15 protein-coding genes are annotated in these 23,208 nt (G+C 53.9%); 7 read left to right on the top strand and 8 right to left on the bottom strand.

Annotated features, from left to right (window positions below; genetic code table 11):
* Nucleotides 1-38 precede the first annotated feature (38 nt).
* Entirely contained in the window at nucleotides 39-4,394 is a 4,356-nt protein-coding gene (locus ACKWMY_RS12880) for an amino acid adenylation domain-containing protein (protein WP_409486403.1), read from the bottom strand.
* 188 nt (nucleotides 4,395-4,582) lie between these two features.
* Here ACKWMY_RS12880 and fepB point away from each other — a divergent pair, with 188 nt between their 5' ends.
* The 7 genes from fepB (at nucleotide 4,583) to speD (ending at nucleotide 14,071) form a co-directional block, all read left to right on the top strand.
* Nucleotides 4,583-5,551 carry a Fe2+-enterobactin ABC transporter substrate-binding protein gene (gene fepB / locus ACKWMY_RS12875; RefSeq protein WP_074031753.1) on the top strand — a complete coding sequence of 323 codons (969 nt, stop codon included), beginning with the start codon at nucleotides 4,583-4,585 and terminating at the stop codon, nucleotides 5,549-5,551.
* A 1-nt stretch (nucleotide 5,552) separates the two neighbouring features.
* Nucleotides 5,553-6,548, top strand: a complete 996-nt coding sequence (locus tag ACKWMY_RS12870; RefSeq protein WP_409486402.1) for a FecCD family ABC transporter permease — start codon at nucleotides 5,553-5,555, stop codon at nucleotides 6,546-6,548.
* Nucleotides 6,545-7,531 carry a FecCD family ABC transporter permease gene (locus ACKWMY_RS12865; protein ID WP_409486401.1) on the top strand — a complete coding sequence of 329 codons (987 nt, stop codon included), beginning with the start codon at nucleotides 6,545-6,547 and terminating at the stop codon, nucleotides 7,529-7,531. Before ACKWMY_RS12870 ends, ACKWMY_RS12865 begins: the two co-directional genes overlap by 4 nt.
* A 305-nt stretch (nucleotides 7,532-7,836) precedes the next feature.
* A complete protein-coding gene (locus tag ACKWMY_RS12860; RefSeq protein WP_370505614.1) occupies nucleotides 7,837-9,858 on the top strand; it encodes a TonB-dependent receptor in 2,022 nt (673 codons plus the stop codon).
* Nucleotides 9,859-9,910: 52 nt separating this feature from the next.
* A complete protein-coding gene (locus ACKWMY_RS12855; RefSeq protein WP_409486400.1) occupies nucleotides 9,911-12,139 on the top strand; it encodes a condensation domain-containing protein in 2,229 nt (742 codons plus the stop codon).
* Complete coding sequence (locus tag ACKWMY_RS12850; RefSeq protein WP_309047960.1) at nucleotides 12,136-13,296, top strand: hypothetical protein; 1,161 nt, start codon at nucleotides 12,136-12,138, stop codon at nucleotides 13,294-13,296. The genes ACKWMY_RS12855 and ACKWMY_RS12850 overlap by 4 nt, the downstream gene beginning before the upstream one ends.
* Before the next feature lies 1 nt (nucleotide 13,297).
* Nucleotides 13,298-14,071, top strand: coding sequence for an adenosylmethionine decarboxylase (gene speD, locus ACKWMY_RS12845; RefSeq protein ID WP_024529011.1), 774 nt, complete (start codon nucleotides 13,298-13,300; stop codon nucleotides 14,069-14,071).
* A 72-nt stretch (nucleotides 14,072-14,143) separates the two neighbouring features.
* Here speD and ACKWMY_RS12840 read toward each other — a convergent pair whose 3' ends face one another.
* From ACKWMY_RS12840 to ACKWMY_RS12810, 7 genes are all read right to left on the bottom strand, one after another.
* On the bottom strand, nucleotides 14,144-14,686 hold the full coding sequence (locus tag ACKWMY_RS12840) for a hypothetical protein (protein WP_308870533.1): 543 nt from the start codon (nucleotides 14,684-14,686) through the stop codon (nucleotides 14,144-14,146).
* Nucleotides 14,687-14,699: 13 nt separating this feature from the next.
* Nucleotides 14,700-15,818 (bottom strand): fimbrial protein, encoded by a 1,119-nt coding sequence (locus ACKWMY_RS12835; protein WP_409486399.1) that lies wholly within the window; start codon nucleotides 15,816-15,818, stop codon nucleotides 14,700-14,702.
* A 29-nt stretch (nucleotides 15,819-15,847) separates the two neighbouring features.
* Nucleotides 15,848-18,406, bottom strand: coding sequence for a fimbria/pilus outer membrane usher protein (locus ACKWMY_RS12830; RefSeq protein ID WP_409486398.1), 2,559 nt, complete (start codon nucleotides 18,404-18,406; stop codon nucleotides 15,848-15,850).
* Between the two features lie 49 nt (nucleotides 18,407-18,455).
* Nucleotides 18,456-19,190, bottom strand: coding sequence for a molecular chaperone (locus tag ACKWMY_RS12825; RefSeq protein WP_024529007.1), 735 nt, complete (start codon nucleotides 19,188-19,190; stop codon nucleotides 18,456-18,458).
* Nucleotides 19,191-19,262: 72 nt separating this feature from the next.
* Complete coding sequence (locus tag ACKWMY_RS12820) at nucleotides 19,263-19,841, bottom strand: fimbrial protein (protein WP_051372359.1); 579 nt, start codon at nucleotides 19,839-19,841, stop codon at nucleotides 19,263-19,265.
* Between the two features lie 123 nt (nucleotides 19,842-19,964).
* On the bottom strand, nucleotides 19,965-20,420 hold the full coding sequence (locus ACKWMY_RS12815) for a transcriptional regulator (protein WP_024529005.1): 456 nt from the start codon (nucleotides 20,418-20,420) through the stop codon (nucleotides 19,965-19,967).
* Between the two features lie 574 nt (nucleotides 20,421-20,994).
* A complete protein-coding gene (locus ACKWMY_RS12810) occupies nucleotides 20,995-23,190 on the bottom strand; it encodes a TonB-dependent siderophore receptor (RefSeq protein WP_261160948.1) in 2,196 nt (731 codons plus the stop codon).
* Nucleotides 23,191-23,208 lie beyond the last annotated feature (18 nt).

The raw sequence follows: 23,208 nt of genomic DNA, 5'->3' as shown, positions 1-23,208 counted from the left end.
TCCGCCAGCGGGCTGGTTCGCTGGCGGAGATTGGCTTTTTAACGCAGCAGCGAGCAAACCTCATCGGCGTTTTTGCACTTAATCAAGGTCGCAACTGGCAGTGAAACGCCGAGCTCCACGTTGATCCTCTCTCTAAGCGTGGGCATATGGCTGAGTTTCAGCCCCATGGCAAGAAACGGGGTCTGATGATGCCATTCAGGCCGCAGCGGCTGGCCCATCACGGCGCAATAGATTGCCAGTACCGTTTGCTGAGGTGTCGCCGGGGCGGCGAGCGTTGCCGAATGAGATAGTTCCAGTTCGGTACGTAGCGCATGGCGATCGACTTTGCCATTTGCCGAGAGGGGAAAGCGGGTTTGCACAATGAAGCGGCCAGGGATGTGAGTTGCGGGCAAATAGCGCTGTGCGAAGATGCGCAGCTCCGACATGCTCGGCAGGACCTTATGTGCTGATAGATAGACCGCACCCAACGACTTTTCTGGTGTATCGTCCACCGCGTAATCGAGCACCACAATATCCTCGATGGCTGGATGCTGGCGCAACGCTTCTTCGATTTCCGGCAGTGAAATCCGTACGCCGCGAATTTTAACGTAGCCATTAATACGGTTGGCAAACATGATGACGCCGTCAGGCCGGTAATAGCCAATGTCTCCGGTACGGAACGTTCGCTCGCTAATACCATCTGGAGTCATCACGTCAACAAAGTCGTGCTGCACTAACGCTCCATTCTCCAGATAGCCACAGGCCAGATTGGCCCCGGCTGTGTGGATGCGCCCAGCCACGCCGCAAGGGCAATGTTCACCGCTGTCATGACAGATAAAATACTGAGTACCCGCCAGCGGCTTGCCATAGGGAATTTGTTCCGTGTCGCTAGCGGTGATCTCGTGCCAGATGCTCCAGATAGTCGTTTCCGTCGGGCCGCCGAGTGATATCAGCCGCAGATGAGGATGCCTTGAACGCAATAACCGGATGGTGGCGGGCTTAATGTAATCGCCGCCCTGGGCTACTAGCCGCAGGGAGGAGAGCTGCTCTGGCGTTGCGCAGTCCAGCAGCATTTCCAGGATCGCTGGCACAGAGCACCACAGCGTGATCCGGTGTTGTGCCACCAGGCGGCCCCAACTGATGGCGTCTTTTTCCTCATGCCTGGCTGGCAGCACCAGCGTTGCGCCCACGCTGAGTGAGGCAAACACGTCAAACACCGACATATCGTGGTGCAGCGGCGTTACCGAGATAAAGACATCTCGCTCGGTGATCTGCCAGTGGGCGAGGGTTTGCCCAAGCACGTTGGCCGTTGCCCGGTTATTCAGCACGACGCATTTCGGCTTGCCCGTGGTGCCAGAGGTATAGAGATAATAGGCGGGCTGGCTGCTGTCGCTTTGAGCGCCAAACCGAGGTGGGCTGACGTTGGCGGATTTGAGCTCATCAGGCGTGACTGAGCCTGGGATTGCGGCGTCTTCATCGCATATCACCAGCTCGGGTTGGCAATTTTCCAGTAAAAATGCCGTCCGTTCTGTAGGCGAACTAATATCTATCGGCACCCGGATAATCCCTAACAGGGAGCAGGCTAGCGAGATACCGATATGCTCCAGGCCGCGTGGAAGATAAATTGCCACCACGCTCCCCGCCCTCAACTGACGTGCGAGCAGTCCGTTGGCCATGCTGGCGACGAGCTCACCCAGCGCCTGCCAGCGCAATTGTTGTTTGCCACAGATCACGGCTACCCCATCACGAGTGCCGGAAAACAGATTTTCTGCGATGCGGCCCAGAAAATCGTCGCTTACGGCTGTGCTGGCGGGAGTGTTAGCCCGGTAATGCGGGTAATTCATCGTTTCGTGGACGGGGATATTCAGCGAACCCTGAGAGACTATATGCAACATACGCTGGTGGATTGCATTCAGCATAGCGCTCACCTGTTCGGGCGCGAGAGCCTGCTCAACATAGTCGGCAATTATCAGTAAATTGCGCTGCTCATCGTACATTAGGCGAATATCCAGTGCGACCTGCGGCGTTTGGGTCAGACCGCTTTCGGTACGGATTGACGTGTTGGCCGGAAGCGTTTCCCAGCTCAGGCAGTTGGTCAGGATCACCGGCAGCGCGGGAGCATGTCCGGTTCGCGGTGACAATTGGCGAGCCAGATCCACACCTGACCAGGCAAGGTTTTGCAATCCGCCAAGAATGTCTTCTTGCAAACGTTGGGCATTGTCGACTAACGGCTTGTTATGACGGACGTAGTGAATGGCAATAAACGTCGATCGATTGGTGGCTTGCCCCTCTTTGGCCGGGAAGGCAACGGGGATGCCGACCGTGAGCGCTTCATCTTCCGACCAGAGCGCCAACGTATCGAGTACGATAGCCGACAGAGTAGTGTTGGCAAATAGCCCCCGGGATGCACCAAGGCGAGTGAGCAGCTTCAGGTGGCTGGCATCCAGAATTTGTTGTTCACGCCGCCAGCAGGGTTGCACGATCTCGCCCAAAGGTTGCTGCCAGGGAAGCCGGGAAGGAGTAACGACCTGCGCCAGCTTGTCTTGCCACCAGGCTTTTGCCCGCTCCCGCTCTTCTTCATCTGCTTCGCTCGGTGCAGTGTCATGCTCAAGTGCCGCAAGCGGTTGTTCATCAAATAGCCGGGCGATGATATGCGAGATCCCTTGGCCGTCGAGGATCAGCGCATCAAAGCTGGTGAAAATCTGGTGCTCCGTTGCGCCAGGCAAGGTAATCAGAATGATCCGCCAAGGGGGCGACGACGGATCGTGGCGGCTCTGTTGGTAATGCTGCCGTAGCTGTTGCACTTTTTTAGCTGCGTCTTCTTCACTGGCATCGCGTAGATCGATTTCTTCCAGATGAGGATCCAGCTCAGGCAGAATGTGCTGCTGCTGTGTTTCCTCCTCGATCCAGGTGCGTAACGCGGCGAAGTGATTAACCAACTCTGCCAGCCGACGGCGGAAGTGCGCAGGATCGATGAGCCCCCTAAAGGTCCTGAAATCGTGCATGGCAACGCCACCGAGCGGCCATTGCTCGCTGCTTCCCAGCAGATAAGCCTGCTGGAGCGCCGTTAATGGTTTCCCCATTCGCTTCTCCTTTTGCCGTACTGCCGCTGGAGGTGCCAACCAGCGGGAAACGCTGTCATCAATATGCTGCGGTGTCGCGGCCAGGCGTTCGGCGAGCCTGTGAAAACGCGTAAAGAGTTGATGCAGTTGGCCGGGGGGAAACGCATCTTCACGCACATCCCAGTTGATCAGAATTTCATCGCCAATCCAGGCTACCTGCGCGTCCAACGCGACTTGCGGCCCCTGAGAGATGACCCACGCCAGTTCACCCAATTGCCTGTCGACCCGCTCAGAGAACAGCACGCCACCGGAGATACCGAACCCGGCGGTAAAGACGATGGGGGAGTATTGCAGTTGGCCCTGCTGGCGCGAAAGGTCGCGCATCACGCTCACCCCTGAATAGCCGCCGTGACCCAGGATTTCGTGCAACTGCGTCATGGTGCGCTGGCAATAATGCAGCAGCGTTTCATCGGGTCGCAGCTCGGCGCTGAACAACAGCAGATCGGAAAAATCACCGACGATGTCGTCACCGCCCGCAATCTTGGGAGCGCGGAAAAAGGTCGGTACGTTGATGCGCAACGCGGGTTGCCTGAAACCTTCCATTATCGTCAGGCTGAACAAAGCAAGGAAAAGCGAGCTTAACGTCAGATGGTGGTGACGCGCGCAGCGCTGCAAGGCATGGCTGATTTGGGGATTAAGCTGGATTGCCATTCTGCGGGTTTGACACTGCCTGTCCGTATAGGGAATGGCGGGAGCAGGGGGAATATCCGCTAAACGCTGCCGCCACCAGGCGCGGTCTCGTTCTCTGGCGCTAAGCAGCAGCGGATCGTGAGAACGCTGTGCCAGATAGCGAAACCAGGCGACCTCCATCACTGGGGCGCACTGTGGCGGTGGTTGTTGGTAGAAGCGGGCGAGATCTTCCACCACGATCCGAAAAGAGAGGGCATCCGCGGCGATCATATCCAGATCGATATGCAGCCGGCTGGCCTGCCCTGGCAATATCGTCAGGCTGATTTCGCACGGGTAGCCTTGATCACGCAGCAACTGCTGGTTCTCCATGCGCCGCCGCTTGTCAGCCAGCAATCGTTGTACTTCGGCTGGTGGGTAATGACAAAAATCATCGATGCCCAGTGGTGGATGACTGGCAACCACATGCTGTAGCCCTTCTGCGGTGACATGAAGACGCAGCATTGGGTGCGTGCGATAGAGCGCGTCCACAGCGTGCCGAAAGCGGGGGATATCAGTGATGGTGCTATCGAATTCTGCGTACAAATGTGCGGCAACGCCGCCTAATGCCTGCTCAGAGTGCCTGCCTACCCATGAGGCCGCCTGCATTGGAGTCAATGATTTCATTGCATATCGTTCCTGATTGGCCAACGGAAGCCGCCTAAATATATAACAGAGCTTAATGCGAATGAAAATTATTCTTTTTTATGTTGTTGGCGATACATTGAGCAGGGTAAGGTTATACGAGGCACATAAATTCACTCCGTGGTCACTGAGATGGCACCCCGGGGCTATGCACAGGGAGCAAGCAGAAGATGAGGTTGTTACCGGGTAAACGTCGTCATCCCGTGTTGGGGTTTTTATTATTACTGGCCTTGCTGATGGGCAGCGGCCAGGGCTTTGCACAAGGTTGGCCCAGGGCGTTTCACAACGCGGATGGCTCCTTCACTCAGATCCCGTCCCCTCCGGGCCGTATTCTTTCTACTTCCGTCAGTGTCACCGGAACGTTACTGGCGATTGATGCGCCGGTTGTCGCCAGCGCGACGGCCGTGAACGGCCAGTTCTTTGGGCAATGGGTCAAGGTGGCCGAGCAGCGCAACATTGCTAAAGCCTGGCCTGCGGGCAGTGTTGATCTCGAACTGGCCTATGCCACCGCCCCCGATTTGATCGTCGTCTCAATCAATGGTGCAGACTCATCGCGTGCTCATTTGGCTGAACTGAGGGCCATTGCGCCGGTCATTATCGTGAATTATGGCAACCAGACCTGGCAAGCTCTGGCCCGTGAGCTGGGAGCCGCGCTGGGGCTTGAGGCGCAGGTTGAACGGCGGATCGGCAGCTTTGACTCGCTGCTTACCAACGCCCGCCAGCAAATCCATCTGCCTGATGGACAAGCCAATATTATCAATTTTAACGGCCCGGGAACGGTCAATCCCGTGGCAACACCGGCCAGCGTGCATGCCCGTTTACTCGAGTCGTTAGGGTTTTCGATCGAAGCGCCAAACCCGGCCTGGCAAAGCAATCTTACCCGCTCCGGCGACTTTATCTGGGCTGAATATGAGAATCTGACGCAGTTAACGGCGGGCACCACGTTTCTGTTGAGCGCAGGCGACGTCAGGATTAACGAGTTTCTGCATGACCCTCTGCTTCAGCGGTTGCCTTCGGTACAACAACACCGGGTTTACAGCCTCGGTGCACATGCATTCCGGGTGGATTACTACAGCGCCAGTGAGATGGTGGCAGACATTGTCCGCCATTTTGCCGGTAGCCCAACGCAGGAGCGGTGAAATGCGTGCTTGGCGACAGGCTGGCCTGGTCTCTGGGCTGGTTTTACTGCTGGTTCTCAGTTGCTTTAGCCTCTATTTCGGTGCTCGCCCCATTCCGCCTGCGGTGATTTGGCAGGCGATCACGCAGTTTGATCCGCACAATAGTGAGCATTTACTGGTCTGCTATCTACGGCTGCCGCGCACCTTATTGGCAATGGTGGTTGGGGCGGCACTTGGCGCGGCTGGCGTCATCATGCAGACGCTCACCCGTAATCCACTGGCGGATCCCGGCCTGCTCGGGGTGAATGCCGGTGCCACGTTGGCGATCGTCTTGTCAATTGCGCTGTTTGATGTGACGAATGTCTTTAGCAGTATGTGGTTTGGCGTGGCCGGTGCGGCGATAGTCAGCGTTGTGGTGTTGCTGGTGGGCGGCATTGATGGCAATAACCCGGTAAGGATTGTGCTGGCCGGAGCCGCGTTGACTATTGTGCTGCTTAGCCTGACTCAGCTCGTCATTATCAACAGTGAACCAGAGGCGTTCGATCGCTTCCGGCACTGGGTGATTGGATCGTTACAGGGAAGAGGGTTCGACGTACTGCTCCCGGTTGCCATGCTGGTGGGCGTGGGGCTGTTGCTGGCGCTGGCCAGCAGCAAAATGCTGGATATTGCGGCACTCGGCTCGGATGCCGGCCAGGCACTCGGCGTTAATCCGCGCTGGCTGGTGGTCATGTCCGCGCTGATTATCGTGATACTGGCCGGAGCGGCCACGGCGGCGGCTGGGCCAATCGTTTTTGTTGGCCTGACCGCGCCGCATTTTGCCCGTGCCATTGCCGGATTGCAGCATCGAACGCTATTGCCTTGGGCCATGCTGCTTTCCGCCATGCTGGTGTTGTTGGCTGATATTCTGGGGCGCATCGTTGGCTATCCCGGTGAAGTCAGCGTTGGCGTCATGGTGGCACTAACCGGTGGTCCTTGTTTTGTGTTGCTGGTGAAGCGTTGGCAGGGGGAACGGGTATGAGCGTCAACAGGACGGTGCTGGTATGCCTGGCTTTGGCCTCTCTGCTGTTGGTTGCTGCCGCTTTCGCTCTGACGGTGGGGCGCTTTACGTTGCCGGTATCGAGCGTGCTGCAAGCCATCACGGGGGAAGGAAATCCCATGGCGCAGCAAATTGTCAGGGCGATCCGTCTGCCGCGCGTGTTGACGGCGGTTTTCGTTGGGGGTGCCTTGGGCATCTCAGGGGCGATTTTTCAGTCCGTATCGCGCAATGCGCTCGGATCGCCAGACGTCATTGGCTTTACCACCGGTGCGGCAACCGGTGCGATTGTGCAGATTGTCCTGCTTAACGGTAACACCGTGGCGATTGTGCTTTCGGCCATGGCCGGGGGGCTGGCGACGTCGCTGCTGGTCTACTGGCTAGCCCATCATCACGGTGTGGTAAAGGGATACCGTCTGATATTGATGGGCATAGGTGTTGGTGCGGTACTCAGTGCACTCAATGGTTTGCTGCTGGTTAAAGGCGATATTGATAACGCCGTGATGGCCACTTTGTGGCTGGCGGGAACCACACAGGGGAGAAACTGGCTGCACGTTATCCCTGTGGCCACCAGCATCGCGTTGTTATTGCCGGTGGTGCTGATGTGTGCCAGGGCGTTGAACATCATGACAATGGGGGATGAGGTAGCCCACCAGTTGGGTGTCCGTGTTGATCTCATCCGCAAGATTATGACGTTTTGCGGCGTGATTCTGGCTGCGGTGGCAACCAGCGCGGCAGGGCCGATTGCCTTTATCGCGCTTATGGCCCCACAGCTGGCAATCCGCCTGACACGCAGTCCGAACCTGCCGGTGATCAGTGCGGGTCTGGTGGGCGGCTGCCTGTTGTTAGGGGCCGACATTGTCGCCCAGATACAGCCATCAGGGCTGATGATGCCGGTAGGATTAATGACGGGGATGATAGGTGGCGGGTACTTGCTGGCTCTGCTACTGCGTGGCGGCTGTCGCTAAGGCTAAGGGATGAGTGTCGCAAATATGATCAAATTGATTTGCATTCAATATTGTAAATGATTATCGTTTACGTGCGTTGGCTTACTTGTTTCTTGGCCGACGTACCTCGGGAAATCCTGGTGGATGACGAATAATAAGGTCGTAAAGACCAGCCAATTAAGCAGTGTGTTCTTTGTCGCTCAGTTGAAAAATAAAAATTTAGTGTGCATTTGGCAAAGGAGATATCAATGAGCGAACTAAAGGGTGATAAAAAATGCCCGGTTTCATTATGTAACAGGCCCCAACGTATTTATAAAAAATATCATATGCCCTCCGTCATGCTGGGGTTATGTGTTTTCGCCGCAGCGGATGCGATTGCTGCCGATGATGCTCCAATACGCAATGAGAATAACGAGCCTGATACCATTATTGTTACCGGGGAAAAAGTAAGACGTACTATTTACGATACCGGATCCAGTATTGAGGTGTTTGACGATGCGCGGATAGATTCACTGCCCGGTGCAACACAGGTATCCGATTTATTAAAAATGACGGCCAACGTCCTGGATACGGGCATTGGTAACGATATTCCAACCATTCGCGGTATTGATGGTTCAGGGCCAGCCAATGGCGCCAATGCCTTCCTCAGCGGTACGCGGCCACGTATGAACCTCTCGCTCGATGGGCGTTCCTTAACCTATAACGAATTAGCCGTCGGGCCGCAATCCCTTTGGGATATGCAACGGGTCGAAGTCTACCGAGGGCCGCAAAACTACATTCAGGGTCGTAATGCGATTGCCGGTGCGGTGGTTATGAGCAGCAAGGATCCGACGTTTGACTGGACTTCGGCGGTCAGGGCCGGGGGCGGAAATCAGGATTCTACTCAGGCTTCTGCCATGCTATCGGGGCCGATTGTTGAGGACCAATTGGCGTTTCGCCTGAGCGCCGATCGTCAGCGGCGGGAGAGTTTTGTCGATCTGATCTCCTACGAACCTGTGGGTAATCCACGCGAAATCGAAGTGACCAACATCCGTGGGAAGCTGCTGTATAACCCAGCTGGGCTACGTGATCTCACCACTAAACTTTCGATAAATCACTATGAAAGCCAGGCACCGCAGAATGAAGCGCTAAGCCCGGCTAACCATGCCAGCTCCCGTTTTGACCGGCGTCGCCCAGTCGTTGAGACCCAATCCACCAGTGGTATTTGGGATATTGCCTGGGAGCCGTCGGAGCAGTTAAGCGTCCAGAACAAGTTTGTTTATACCGATTTTAGTAACCATCGCCGTACCGCAGAAGCGCTGCCGTGGGCCGACATCGAAGGCAAAGAGTTCCAAATGGAGCCGCTGGTGCTTTTCGGTACACCAAACGATCGTTGGCGTGGCCTGGTTGGTGCGCGTTACTTCCATGCGTCGCAGGATGAGTTTGTTAACCTGTTCCCCGGCGGTAGCCCGTTCAAGGATAAAACAGATACCTACGCCGCCTTTGGCGAATTGACCTGGGCCGTGTTGCCACATATCGATATTACCGCCGCCAGCCGAGTGGAGAGAGAGCACCGTCAACGTAAGGGCGGCAAGGCGCGTAAGGTCGATTTTGATCAAACCTGGGATGTGTTCCTGCCCAAGCTGGATGTTGCGTGGAAGCCTTCATCGCGGCAAACCTTTGGTGCCAAGGTGGCTCGCGGCTATAACGGCGGTGGCGCTGGGATGACGTTTTCAGCCCCCCTTATCAACTATACCTACGATCCTGAATATGTCTGGAACTATGAGTTGTATAGCCGCCATGGCATTGAAGATCTTAATCTCGAGGTGATCACCAACCTGTTTTATAACGACTATAAAGACATGCAGCTGCCGTATTATCTGGACTCCACTATGAGCTCAATGATGATCCGCAATGCAGATAAAGTCGAAACCTATGGTGCTGAACTTGGGGCTATCTGGAAACCGACGGGGAATTTTGAGTTGAATAGCTCAGTAGGGTTATTAAAAACAAAAATCAAGAAATTCTCTGACAGCAGAATCGATGGGCATGAATTACCGCGCGCTCCGGCAGTCACCGCCAATATGGGGGCGAAATATAATCTTATGCCGGGGTTGGAGTTAAGCGGTAATGTAACGCTTTCCGATACCTATTATTCCCAGTACGACAACGATCCACGCGGGAAAATCCCTTCCAGAGTGATTGCCAATATGCAGCTGGCTTATACCTTCAAGCAGGGGCGCGTCAGCGTGTTTGCGCAAAACCTGTTTGATTCTGATAAACGCGTCATGGTGATGAATAACGACGTTTCTACCGCGGTTATTCAGCGGCCACGGCTGGTTGGCGCCGTTGTCCAACTGGATTTCTAAGGCCATCTATCGTCAATGAAAGGCGCAGCAGGTTTTTGCCTGGGAGGGAAATGTGAACACGAGTTTTAGCGAATTCAGCGGTGAAGAAGAAGCTGCTAGCGAGTTTGAGCAGCAGGCCTGGTTCGAACACCAGCAACAGCTACATGGGGAAGGCCAACAGGTGTTGGCCTGGCAGTTAACCGGTGCCGTGGATTATGGCCGCTTGGTCAACGTACTGGAACAAACCCAGCGGCAATTGCCAGGTATCAACGCCCGTTACGTTTATGGTGAGCGCGGGCTGATGCGCAGTGACAATACGTGTTCACCGCCAGCGTTGACCATCCAGACGATCCGCCATCCCCAGGAAGCTATTGACACCCTGTTAAGCGCCAAAGCGATACCTTTTGACCTGGAACAGGCTCCACCACTGCGCTTTATGCTGTTTTCCGGCGACAGGGGGGGCATTCTGGGGATGGTAGTGCATCGCATTCTGTCGGCATCGCTGGATTGGCGAGATATACCGCAAAAGGTCAGTGCACTGTATCAGCAACAAGTTCTCTCGCACTCCTCTGAGCCATTCATTATGGAGCGCTTGCCCCTGCCAGATTGTGCCGCTCGGCAGACCTCGGTGGCCGTATTTCCGGGGGCAGTGGCTTCCTCTGTCACGCCGGGATCTGATGCGGCAATACGGCAACATATCCTGCAAGCCTTCCGCGAGGCGCTCGCCGTGCCCACGATGGGAGAAGATGATGATTTCTTCGATTGCGGCGGGCACTCGCTGATTGCCACCCGCATTATTGGCCGTTTGAAGAGCCAGCAGCATATTGAGATCAATATCAACGATCTCTTCAGCTATCCCAGCGCGGCTCAACTGGCGCGCTATGCCTACATAGTTAATAACGTGCCCGCTTCGCCGGGTAAGCAAGCGGAGAGTTTGGCATTGCTAAGTCCGCAGGCTCCTTTATCGCTGGCGCAACGGTCATTGTGGAAAATCTATCAGGCGCTAGGCTGCGGTGAGGCCTTCAATATTCCCTTTGCGCTGCGCTTTCTCGACCCGATTGATGAAGGGCTTTTCTTCCAGGCCTTCCAGGATATTTTGCTGCGTCATCCAGCTCTGCGCACCCTGTTTGTCGACATTTCCGGCGAGGTTTATCAGCAGATCGTTCCGCCGGAGATGCTGTCTCAATACGAATGGTTTTGGCATTCACAGTCTCAGGATGTGCCGCTGGATCAGGCGCTACAACGCGCAGCCAGCCACCACTTTGAGCTCGATGATGAGTTACCGGTACGCATCACATTCCTGCAGGATGAGGAAAATGGCCAACAGGTGGTGTCGCTATTGTTCCACCATATTGTATTGGACGAGTGGTCGGTGAATATCCTGATGGATGAATTGGCTTTGGCGATGGCAAGCCGTTTCGCCGGATCGGCACCGGAGTGGCAGCAGACACCCGCGCCGTTCCACGCGTTCGCAATCCAACAGCAACAGGCCGGGGTCAACGATCGACATCTGCGGTTCTGGCTGGAACGTTTGCACCATGCACCGTCTTCGGCATCGATTTTTGCCAGCGAAGCGCAACAGGCCGATGCGGCTTCTCACTCCGGCAACTGGGTTGAGTTCAAACTGGAACACGCCGTCACCACTGGGCTTTACCGCCTGGCGAAACAGCAGGGTGCCTCACTGTTTAACGTGGTATACAGCGGAATTGCTGCGGCACTCCATCTGCTTGGTGGCGCGAAAGATCTGGTCATTGGCACTTCGGCCTCTGGGCGTAACGACGCGCAATTTTTCGATACCATCGGTTACTTCACCACCGTTGTCGCTCATCGGATCGGTTTTGCCGATGGCACCACGCTGAACGGGCTGATCGATGACGTGAAACGGCAGATAAATGATTCGCTGCCTTTTAGCGACATCCCGATCGATCTGGTCGAAGAGAGGCTGTTTGGTGATTGCGCACCGCGCGACAGCCATATGTTTGAGGTCTTCATTCAGCTCCATGCCAAAAATAAGCTTAACGGGGTATTTAGCTTGGCCGACGGCCAGCAGATCCGCTTTCGCCAGATCGATCCCGAGAAAACGGAATCGGTGCTGGGGTTGCAGTTTGAGGTGATGGAAGAGCAAATCGACGGCGAGCCTTCGGTTCGCGTCATGTTGAGCTATCGCACCGATCGCTATTCATGCGAGCAGGTGCAGCAGATCGTCCAAACGACACGTCAGGTGTTTGCCGTTATGGCCGATTCCGTTGGTCAACCAGCGCTACGGCTTGATGCATTACGCCATAACAGGAGTGTGTTATGAAGCAGGAGCCGTTGACCGATATTCAGCGCATCTACCCGGCTAAAACCCTGGTAGAGCTGGTTTATAGCGCCTCACAGCAGGCGCTGTTTGTCAGCTCTCCCGATTGGGAGGATGAGCGGCAATCCCGTGTACTGCGGATAAATCCGCGAACCCTGGCCGTTGAGGAAGAGATCCCGTTGCAAGTCAAAGGGTTTGGCGTAGCGCTGGACGATCGCCGTGGGCATCTTTACCTCTCCCAGGGGTTTAACGGCACCGTCGCCGTGGTGGATATCGCCGCCAATCGGCCGATCGCCACCATTGCGCTGATGCAGGAGATTGCTTTCAAGCAACTGTATCAACGAGAAGGGATTGTCGGCGAGCGGCAGGCTTTTTTATTACGGGAATTGGAGCGCTTTGGCGTGAGTGAAGGTTTTCCATGGAAGCTGCGGGAGCTGGTTTTCGATCCACGTAGTGAGCGCCTGTTCTTGCCAGGGCTGGGGTTGGGTATCGATAGCGTGCTGTTGGTGGTGGATACCCGCAAGCGTCAACTGGAGACGATTATTCACGGTTTCGGCTATAACGTAGTGGGGATCACGCTGGATGAAACGGGGCGCCGTGTCTTTGTATCTAACATGCAGGGCCAGCTGTTTGTGGTTGATCCAGATAGCTTGACGATCGTTTCCCGATGGGAGATCGAAGCCGATCAACTGCTTAATATGGTCTATGACCCACAGCAAAACCGGATCTTCGGTGTCGATCAGGGCATTGACCGTAGCGATTGGCGTAACAATCATCTGGAACGTGAATATGTTGCCCGTAGCGCGGGTCATCAGGTCTTTGCTCTGAACGCCGATAATGGCGACGTTATCGCACGTATGGCAACGGATGAAGTGCCGATCGGCCTGGCATGGGATGGCGAGCGGCAAAGGCTGTACGTCGCCAATCGCAAAGGCATTCGCGTGGATATTGGCGAGGGCACGCTAACGGTATTTGATACTGCCCGCTATTGCCTGCTACAGACCATACCTATGGCTCCGCATCCCAATAGCCTGGCATTTGATGAGGATAAGCAGTGCCTGTTTATCACCGTCAAAAATGATGAAACCATGATTAAGGCTGGGCTGCCGGAATGCGTTGCCCGTATGCAATTAGGTGAAGGGACAAGGGAGGCAAAGTAAATTGCCAAGGCTCAAGCTGCACGGATTCAATAATCTGACCAAGAGTCTGAGTTTTTGTATCTATGATATTTGTTACGCCGAGACGGCAGAGGAGCGCGACGGCTATATCGCCTACATCGACGAGCAATATAATGCTAACCGTCTGACCGAGATCCTGGTTGAAACCTGTTCGCTGATTGGGGCCAACGTGTTGAGCGTTGCCCGCCAGGACTATGAGCCTCAGGGGGCTAGCGTGACTATTCTCGCCAGTGAGGAGCCGGTAAACCCAAATGGCGTCAAACCTCTCCAGCCAGAGTCCGTTGTGGCGCATTTGGACAAAAGCCATATCTGTGTTCACACCTACCCGGAAAGTCACCCTGGGTGTGGGGTTTGCACCTTTCGTGCCGATATCGACGTCTCGACCTGCGGGGTGATTTCGCCGCTGAAAGCCCTCAACCACCTGGTCCAGCAGTTGGAGTCAGATATTGTGACGATTGATTATCTGGTCAGAGGTTTTACCCGGGATGTGCATGGGGTGAAGCATTACATCGATCATGAGATCACGTCGATCCAAAACTTCATTTCGCCAGAGATACAGTCGTTATACCAGATGGTGGATGTGAACGTTTATCAGGAAAATATCTTCCATACCAAGATGTTGCTGAAAGCATTCGATTTGCATAATTACCTGTTCAGCACCAGGTTGCATACCCTCAGTGAGGCCAGGCAACAGGAGATCGGCAAGCTGTTATGTAAAGAGATGCAGGAGATTTACTCTGGACGAAATATGCCATAGACGGGGTGGGGTGGGGGTGATGCCTGCTACCGGACAATCGCAGGCATCAATTTGCTTGGTGCACTGAAGAAATCAGTCATAGCTGATATTAAACAATACCGCACTCTTCACTTTTCCGGGGGTTGCGCGCCCGGTTGCATAATACTCATAGCCGATATCACACTGGCTCCGGTGATCGGCAATAACGGCACAGCCAACGCGTGGGCCAGTGCGTAAATCCAGCGGCTTGTCATTCATCAGAAGCCTGATTTCGACGTTTTCGGCCTCGCCGTTCAGCGTATTGACCAGGTTGCCGGTATCCCGACTGACCGTCGGCCCATTTCCCAGCGTAATATAGGGCGTGTAACCATTGGTACAATGTACCCCACCGATATGGATACTGCCTAGCGAACGGCCATGAGTCATACCGGCTGCGCGTAGGCTCCCCGCAGAGACCTGCGGCATCATCCAGTCGTAGTCCTTATGTTGTTGCCCCTCGACGCTGTCAAAATAACAGGTCGCGAGCTTAATGGAGCCAGTGACGTTCAGTATGCCAGTAGAGGCGCCTTCAACGCTGGTGCCGCAGCAAATCAGCACCAGCAGAGACAGTATTCTCTGCGTATTCGTTATCTTCATTCACCGCTCCCGATCATTGATAGGTGATCATAAACTCTATTTGGGCATCAGCCCTGCCCGCCCGGATAGGGGTTGAGGTTTGTATATAAGTCGCCTTGACGCCCAGGCTGTAATCGCTGCCGCGGTCTTCAAGGAAGGTGATGTAATTTGCCAGATTGATGTTCTGGTTGAATTTGGCCCATTGGTAGTTGCCGTTTTCCTGCCTGAAGCTCAGTTGGACACCTATCCCTGAGGCTGCGTCACCGGCGGTGGTATTCAGTTTCGAGATCCCGCGTTCAGCATCAATAAATCCGTTGCGCGGCGTCAGCTTGAGGCTGATAACGTTGGGCTTGAAAACGCCGTAAGAGGTTGAACCATAGAAGGCAGGGCAACCCGACAGCACAATCTGGGTCTCGGCGCTGCCTGCCGTGCTGCCGATACCGTTGAACTCATCAAGATAGTGCTCCCCGAGCGGCAGGTAATAATTGTTACCAACGTTGCAGGTCGCCGGGATCGCCGTCAGGTTGCCCACTATCCTCGCTTGTTGATAGACAAAACTTTCACCATTGCCATCGAATGAGGTTTTGAACCTGGGGAGATCGCTGCTGCTAATCGTTCCGCTGCCGATATTGGCGGCTATTTTAATCATTGCAATATTAAAACTGACTGCGGCATCGTCCTGACCGGTAAAGTTGAAAACGCTGTCGCGGCTGGGTGAAAAGAAGGCAGTAAGCCTACCTGGGAGCTGAAGATGGGAGCCGCTGTTACCATCTGGGGTACCTTGCCACAGGGCTACCCCGACGCCAGAAATATTGGTATTGAACACGGTGGGAAACGTTGCGTCACGGTAGCTGGATTGGCCATGGGGAGCACTGATGACGGTGTTAACCAGGTCATAAACCCCCGCGCGGCACAGCAGACTGGCGCCGTTGCCATTGGTCTGGATACGTTGGGAATAGATCACACTGCCGATGGGAAGATCCTCTCCCACGGTAACATAGCCGCCGATGGTCAATCGGGTATCAAGCGGAGCTTTGACTGCGGAGGAACTATCCCAATCACAACCCGCACTTGCTGCGAGCGCATTCTGTGCATACAGGCCGCCGCAGAGCATCAGTGATATCGCCGTTGCTGAGGCGAATATTCTTTTCATGTTGTTCCTCATTTCGTGTGGGCACTTCGTCATTGGCAGATGCCTTGAATCAACTGCCTGCCCTCTTCAGCGGTGCCTGGCTGTAGCGAATAATGGATACTGCAATGCTCTGCCTGACTATCCCCCCATCTCACTTGCAACACGCCTTTCAGGTCGAGATCGCGTGCCACCACCAGGCTGGCTTGGCCGACAACCCCTACGGCGTTGTTTCGCGCATCATAGACGTTGGCAGCGAAGGGCAGTGGGCTACCGTCCGGTCGCTTGGCTCTGATGTAGGTCACCTTGCCGCGTTTGGTTTCATAATCAAGCAGGACCAATGCACCAGCGCGGGGAGCGGTGGTATTGCGGGTAGACAGCAACTCCACGTCCTGTGAACTGCCCTTGGGGTCGATATCGATCTGATTGAGATAGTAGGGCCGCAGGTAAGGGACGATGGCATAACCAAAACGGTCGATCTGAACGCCGGGAGCGCTGGTGACGAGAGCGCCTTCAGCACCAGGTGCCCTTACCAGACCACCCGTTTCGCCAAGTGATTGCCCTAAAGTGATACCACCACGGTGGGCCACCAGAGCACCATCCATGCTTGCTGAAACCTGCCGGTTTCCCTGCCCATAGCTATAGTTTGCGCCCATACGGGCAAGGGATGAGCGGTAGCCAACGCCACCGTTGAAAAAGTTGCTATTGCCTTCAGTATTACGGCTGGTGCTGATGACATAATTAAACTGATTCTGTTCACCCGCATTGCCCGACAGGCCAATCAGGCCAGTGCTCCCCTTGTCGTCGGTAGTACCGGTAGCATTGAGCGTTGGTGCATGGAGGCTCGAGCCTAGCGGTAACGAGAGCGTCAACGCATATTGGGTTTCCCGCCGATTTGCCGTTGTCTCTTCTGTATTTCCTGTGAGTTGACCGCTCAGCGTTCGGTTGACCGAAAGGGTATAGCTAAGATTGCGCCAGAAGTTGCTATAGCCTAGCTGCAGGCCCTGTTGCGAACTGCTCTGGTTCCAATAAGTGGTATGATTGCCGACGGCATACAGGTTTCCCCAACCTTCTCCCAGCGGCTGGTTGACCGAAAGCGTAAACAGGCTACGTTGACGGCCATAGGCATCGATATTTCCATTACGCAGGGCCAGATCGCGCAGTTGGACGGCGTCATTTAAGCTCAGGAAACCGTCGGTTGAGTAACGATAAGCGGCCACGGAGAAGCTGGTTTGTGTTTCTGGATACATCTGGCTGAAGCCGATTCGATAGCTTTGCCCTGAACGCGGATGCTGGTCGGGCAAACGGGTTTTCGCCTGGGTGACATCCAATGAGAGGGCGCCGATGAACGTATTCATGGCACCACCCAATAAGGCCGAAAGGTACCCTTTGCTGGCGGTGGCACCGGTGTAGCCGGTAATGAAATTACTCAGGCCCAACTGGTAGGTCAGGCTGCCAAATTCAGGCTTGTGTGCCAACCCATCATTATTCACTTTACCCGCAGCCACTTCGTAGCGGCTTATCCCTGGCCGCAACATTTGAGTCACTGAAGCATATGGAACAGTGAAGGATCTGACTTGGCCATTAGCTTCTTCTACTTGTACGGTCAACTCCCCTCCATAGCTGGTGGGGTAGAGATCGTTGATCTCGAAAGGTCCCGGAGATACCGTAGTGGTATAGAGTGTGTAACCATTCTGAGTAATGATCACTCTGGCATTGGTATTGGCTATGCCCCGTACTACGGGGGCGTAGCCACGTAGGGCGTCAGGTAGCATGCGATCATCAGAATAAAGTCTGGCCCCTCGGAAACGTACGCCGTCAAACAGTTCGCCACTGGTAAAGGCGTCACCCAGGATCAATTGAGATTGCAGCGCGGTGACATCGCGGCTGATATAGGACGATGTGCTTTTGTAATCCCCGCCACTCTCTCCCGAGGACCAATTGAGGCTGCCGTTATTTCGCACGCGCCAAGGGCCGAAGTTCAGGCCGTTACGCAGCCCGAGATAGCCGTAGGTGTTGCTGTTTTCCCGCTGTCTTGACTGATAAACGTTGGCGTTGTAGTTCACTATCAAGGCGGTTAAGCCATCCTCCCACAGCTCGGGATTGACATAGCCACGCGTTGTCCTGTTGAGCAGCAACTGCGGTATCGTCAGCGTCAACTTTTGCTCGCCGACATCAAAGCTGACGGTGGCCCCGGGCAGGAGTTCACTGAGTGAACCGCAATAGCCCGCTTGCACTAATGGCGCCAATTGCACGGCAGGGATCTGGGCCAACAGTTTCTCTGCGCTCAAATTGAGCAACGAGAAGAAACTGCCCGGATAGCAGGGAAGGGTTTGCAGGTTATTGCCCGGCTGGGCCTTAAACTGGATTTTTTCATTGCCGATCCGCTGGCCGTTAAGTTCGATCGCCACGGTGTAGATACCTGGAACAACGACGTTACTGCGGCTGAATTGGGCCGGATCGAATGTTCCGACCTTACCGCCAGGGAAAAAACTGGGATCGAATGTCACTTCTTCGGGCGAGTCTGCCGCATAGCTGGAAGTCGCTGAAACCATGGCACATGAAAGAAACCACGTCAGCGCGGTTTTTATTGTCGGTTTACACCTAGTCATAGCATCCTTGATGACTCAGATAAGCCAATACTTCTGAAAAAGGGTTATGTCAGCGGCCTAACGGGTATATTTTTTCAATAAAAGCCCCATAGTCATTAATCGCCTTGGTGATTACGCTATTTGGCGGCACCGCAATAACCTTGTTATCGCGTTTTAGTTGAAAGGTTTGCTCAGAGAAGGGGGCGATCATGCCGCCATCAGTGCCAGCTACCGAGGCGGTGCCGTAGCCAGATACCTGCACGGAGGCATAGCTGATATGGTATGGCGTGGGGTTTTTAGCGAGCAGTTTTTCCCCTTGCCGTTGCCAACTCACCTTATCCATGGTTTCCAGTGATAGCCCTGGCAACGTTGAGGGGCGGTAAAATACCTTCAGGCGATTGCGATAGGCGATGGAGAGGTAATTCTGATCTCCTTTCGACTGGGGAGGGACTTCAAGCACGTTGATCCAATATAGCGTCTCGCGGTCGGTGGCGTGGCTTACCAACGGTGTTGCGGTAATACGTAAGGTTTGCGCCTTGGCGGGTTCAACTCGTGAAACCGGTGGCATGATTATAAAGGGGACATTGCTGTCCTCAGGCGCTGAATTCGCATCGCCTGCATCAATCCAGGATTGCACCAATAGTGGAAAACGGCTTTTATTTTCCAGTTTCAGCGAGACTTCTTTGGCATCACTTGGGTAGATCACGCGCGTACCAGATATGACAATACCGGCATACAAAGAGGAGGAAAAAAATCCGCTTAACAGCAGCGATAGCAGTGGCCAATATTTTTTAATCAAGCGCATAACAATCTCGTCAGTATAGACGTGGCAAATATGGCCCTGTGGTAACAGGGCCATAATCTATTCAGTCAGGTTTTATTGATAAACGATGCTGTATTTAACCGTTGAGGCAACTTGGCCCGGACCCGCCGCGCCACCTACAGCAACATACTGGCCAAAGTAGGTATATTCGGCAGTTTGATTGACGATGGTTTTCGGCGCATGGTTGTTATTGCCGGATACCAGGTTGATCGGGCTGTTGGTTTCGCCATTCAGGATTTGTACCTGAACATTTAACGCAGGATTGGTTGCTGAAGTATTTTTCAACCAACCGGTCGCATTATCGATAGCCGGGCTAGTTGGTTCAAAATACACTGAAGCAATCTTACCGTTGGTGCAGTTTAAATCAGAAGGGCCACCCAGTCTGATGGTAAATGGCGCAGGCTTTGCCGTGGCACCGGCAAAGCTTAACTCACTGGCACTGACCGTCTCTAAAGGCACGTTCAGATCAACAGCACCATTTGGCGTCTGGTCGTTGATCAGGCAAGTTGCGTCAGTGACTTCGCCGGTGAAATTAATGTTACCACCCGCTACGGTGATGGCAGCGGAAGCCGGAAGCGCAGCAAAGCCGCCGATAGCCAGTGAGAGAGCCATGACTAATGTGGTTTTTTTCATTGCATATGATCCTTGTTAATTATCCTTAAAATACTCTGAGTGTGACATGGAGTGACATCAGAGCCGTCATTTCACTATGGCAGTGAAAATGCTGTTCCCTTTTTTTGGCGATAAGCAATCAAATCATATTTTTTTTATATACAGCGGAGTTACAGAGGCTCCACGTAAGGTATATCCTTTTCCTCGCGAGCTTTTAATAAAATCATCAGCGATACCAATTTTACTTAGCCTTGCTTTTAGCTCGGAAATTACTTGGGTCAATCTGGTGGTTGAGGAGGAGAGGTTATGATTCTCCCAAACCTGTACCAGTAATTCCTGGTTGGAAACATAGCCACAGCTTGCGTGTGCCAATAGATACGTCAGCAACCGCAGCATCGTTTCACGCAGCTTTAGATAGTTGGTAAATCGTTCCTCACCCTGATAGTGATACTCTATCGTATTATAGAGTTTGATTACCGAACCCGATTTGATATCTACCTGATACTCATCATTGATAATATAGCCAAAAAGCAATAACCCACTCTCGCCCGCCTTGGTGATGGGGGCTGCTACATATTTAAATTGACTCGTATCATCCATTATCAACTCCGCCGCATCCGCTGCTAAAACTGTCTGGCTCCGACCTCATAAATTGGAACTGTCATTTCCACACATTGGCTTTATATATTATTGCCTGAAGAGTTAATGTCAATTCATAAAAATAAAAAAATAACCAGAATAAAAAGAATTTAAGTCTTATTGCTGCCTGATTTTTGGTGTTTTTGTTTGTTTTTATCGGATGATTGGCTGGTTTTTGATGTTTAATATCATTACTGTAGGAAATTTAATGCATAAGCATAATGTGCTGTTTTGGGGGCTTTATCGCCTATGGTTTTTGTTTTTTCTTTTAAAAAAACGCGTGAGTGAAGTTAAGGTTGAAATAATCAGTTATCTGACAGATTTGTATTCAGAGGAATCCTAATGACTTTTTATCTTATATTTTATTTTCGCCATTCGCAAGTGGGATGAATCGCAATAATAACAGGTATGTATAGATGTTAAACATATCTATGCTTTTTTATTTATGATTTTAGTCTTGGTGGGGCACGCATTCCTTGTGCGGATGATAAGCAGGCCGAATAGATTAATTCGGCCTGGTGATATCAGAGATGTCTCAGAACAGGACTGAGTAGTTCAAACCAAAGGTGCGGCCACGGCCTTTATAGCTGTACAACTCCGGCGCGCCGTAGGTTGGGCTATACAGGATTGGCGCACGTTGGCCCCACACGGTGGTGTAGTCTTTGTCCAACAGGTTCTCTACGCTGAAGCTGACCTTGCCTACCGGCAGGGCATAGCTGCTGAGGACGTCAATGGTGTTATAGCCGTCGAGCTTGCGGCCCTGGCTGTCGGAAACGTCGAAGGTTTGCTGCGACTGCACGCGCACCGTCCAGTCACCCGGTGCCCAGTTGACGTAGGCGGTGGCTTTCGACGGGCTGGCGGTGTCGACGGTCAACTTCTCCCATTTACCATCGGTCTTGGTTTCCGACTTGATCAGGTTGAAGGTGGCACCGGTGCTCCATTCGCTGTCATCAAAGAAGTAATCCACCGCGCCTTCCATACCATAAATCCGACGTTTGTCAGCGTTCATGTTGATGGTCATATCGGTTTTGTTGATGGTGATGGTCTTGTCTGACAGGGAATAGTAGGCCGCAACCTGGGTACGCAGATTGTCGCCATTGTAGCGCCAGCCCAGCTCGTAGGAGTCGACCTTGATGCCGTCCAGCTTGGAGTCATTGACGTTGACGCTTTTTTGCAGCTGATAGTGGCCGTTCACCAGCTTATAGGTGCCGGAGCCGTAGTACTTGGCCAGATCCGGGATCTCAAACCCTTGTGAGAAGTTGAACCAGGTCTGCTGGCGTTCTGTCAGATGGGCCAGCAAACCGGCGTTGAACAACGCGTTGTTGTAGTCGGTTTTACCACCGGGCACGGCATCGGCAGAGGTCGCCAGGCCGTTGGCGATCCCTTGTTGCTGTGCGTAGCCAACGAAATCATCCACCTTGTTTTCGGTGTACTGGTAGCGCACGCCGCCGCTCAGGGTAAACATCGGATCGATGTCGTAGCTGGCCTGCATGAACGGTGCCAGGTTAGTGGTGGTATAGCTCGGGTAGCGGCCGACGTTGTAGGCATTTTGCAGCGTCATCCCGCCAGACTGCTGGGCCTTCGCCAGATTGAAGAACTGCTGGTTGGCATTGAAGCTTTCATGGTCGGCATCGAAGCCGTAGGTCAACGTAAGGCTGTCGATCGGCTTGCTGTTCAGGGTCAGCTTGCCGCCGTAGAAATCGGTTTTCTGTTGCGAAGCGCCGATGCTGGTTACCTTGCCGCCGCTCAGGGTAGGGAACGGATAGAAGGTCAGCGACTCATCACGATAATACACCTGCGCCACCAGATCCTGGCCCCAGAAATCGGTGTTGGAGTATTGCAGGTTGATCAGATGGCGCTCGGTGCCTGGAATACGATCCGAATCCAGATTACCGCTGTTGTAGGCCTGCCCGCTGCCGGTCACCGCCGAGAAGTTTTGCCCCAGATACAGGCCGTGCTTACCGTCTGACTCGCTGTTGAAATATTGCGTGGTCAGTTGCAACTGCTGGTGATCGTCGATATTGATGGTGCCGGTGCCCATCAGGTCGATACGATCGGAGTATTGCAGGCCGGTTTGGGTGTTGTCGATCAGCACCTCGTCGCCTTTGCCGTCATACCAGCCGCCGTAACGCTGATAGGAAACCGACAGGCGGCCGGAAGCCTTATCGGTGCCACCGCTGACCGCTGCCGACACGTTTTCATCGTGATCGCTGCTGCTGTTAAAGCCGGTTTTACCGCCAAGCTGGAGCTCAACCTGTTTTTCTTCCTGGCCCTTCTTGGTCACGATGTTAACCAGGCCACCGGTGCTGCCGCCGCCGTACAGCGAGGTAGCCCCGGAAATCACTTCAATATGGGCAATGTTGAACGGATCGATTGAATCGAGCTGGCGGCTGTCACTGCGCGATGAGTTCAGGCGCACACCGTCGATCATCACCATCATCGAACGGCCGCGCAGGTTCATGCCGTAGTTGGTACGGCCCTGACTGCTGACGTCCATGCCCGGGATCAGCTGCGACAGCACATCCTTGATCTCTTTACCGCCCTGCACCTGTTGCTCAATTTCCTGGCCTTCGATCACCCAGGTGGTCTGGGCCATTTCCGCTACGCTGCGGTGAGAACGGCTGGCGGAAACCACCAGTTGGTCATCATTTTTTTGTTCTTCTGCCCAGGCCGTTGGTGCGAGCATTGCCAACAGGCAAGGGTTTAGTACCCAGAGGTGTCTGCGTTTCATTGTTGTTCAAACGTTTCC

This window comes from Serratia sp. J2, assembly GCF_046269175.1.
In the GTDB taxonomy this organism is placed as follows: domain Bacteria; phylum Pseudomonadota; class Gammaproteobacteria; order Enterobacterales; family Enterobacteriaceae; genus Chania; species Chania fonticola_C.
The sequence above is the reverse complement of the archived record's forward strand: the minus strand, read 5'-3'. Positions and strand labels throughout refer to the sequence as shown.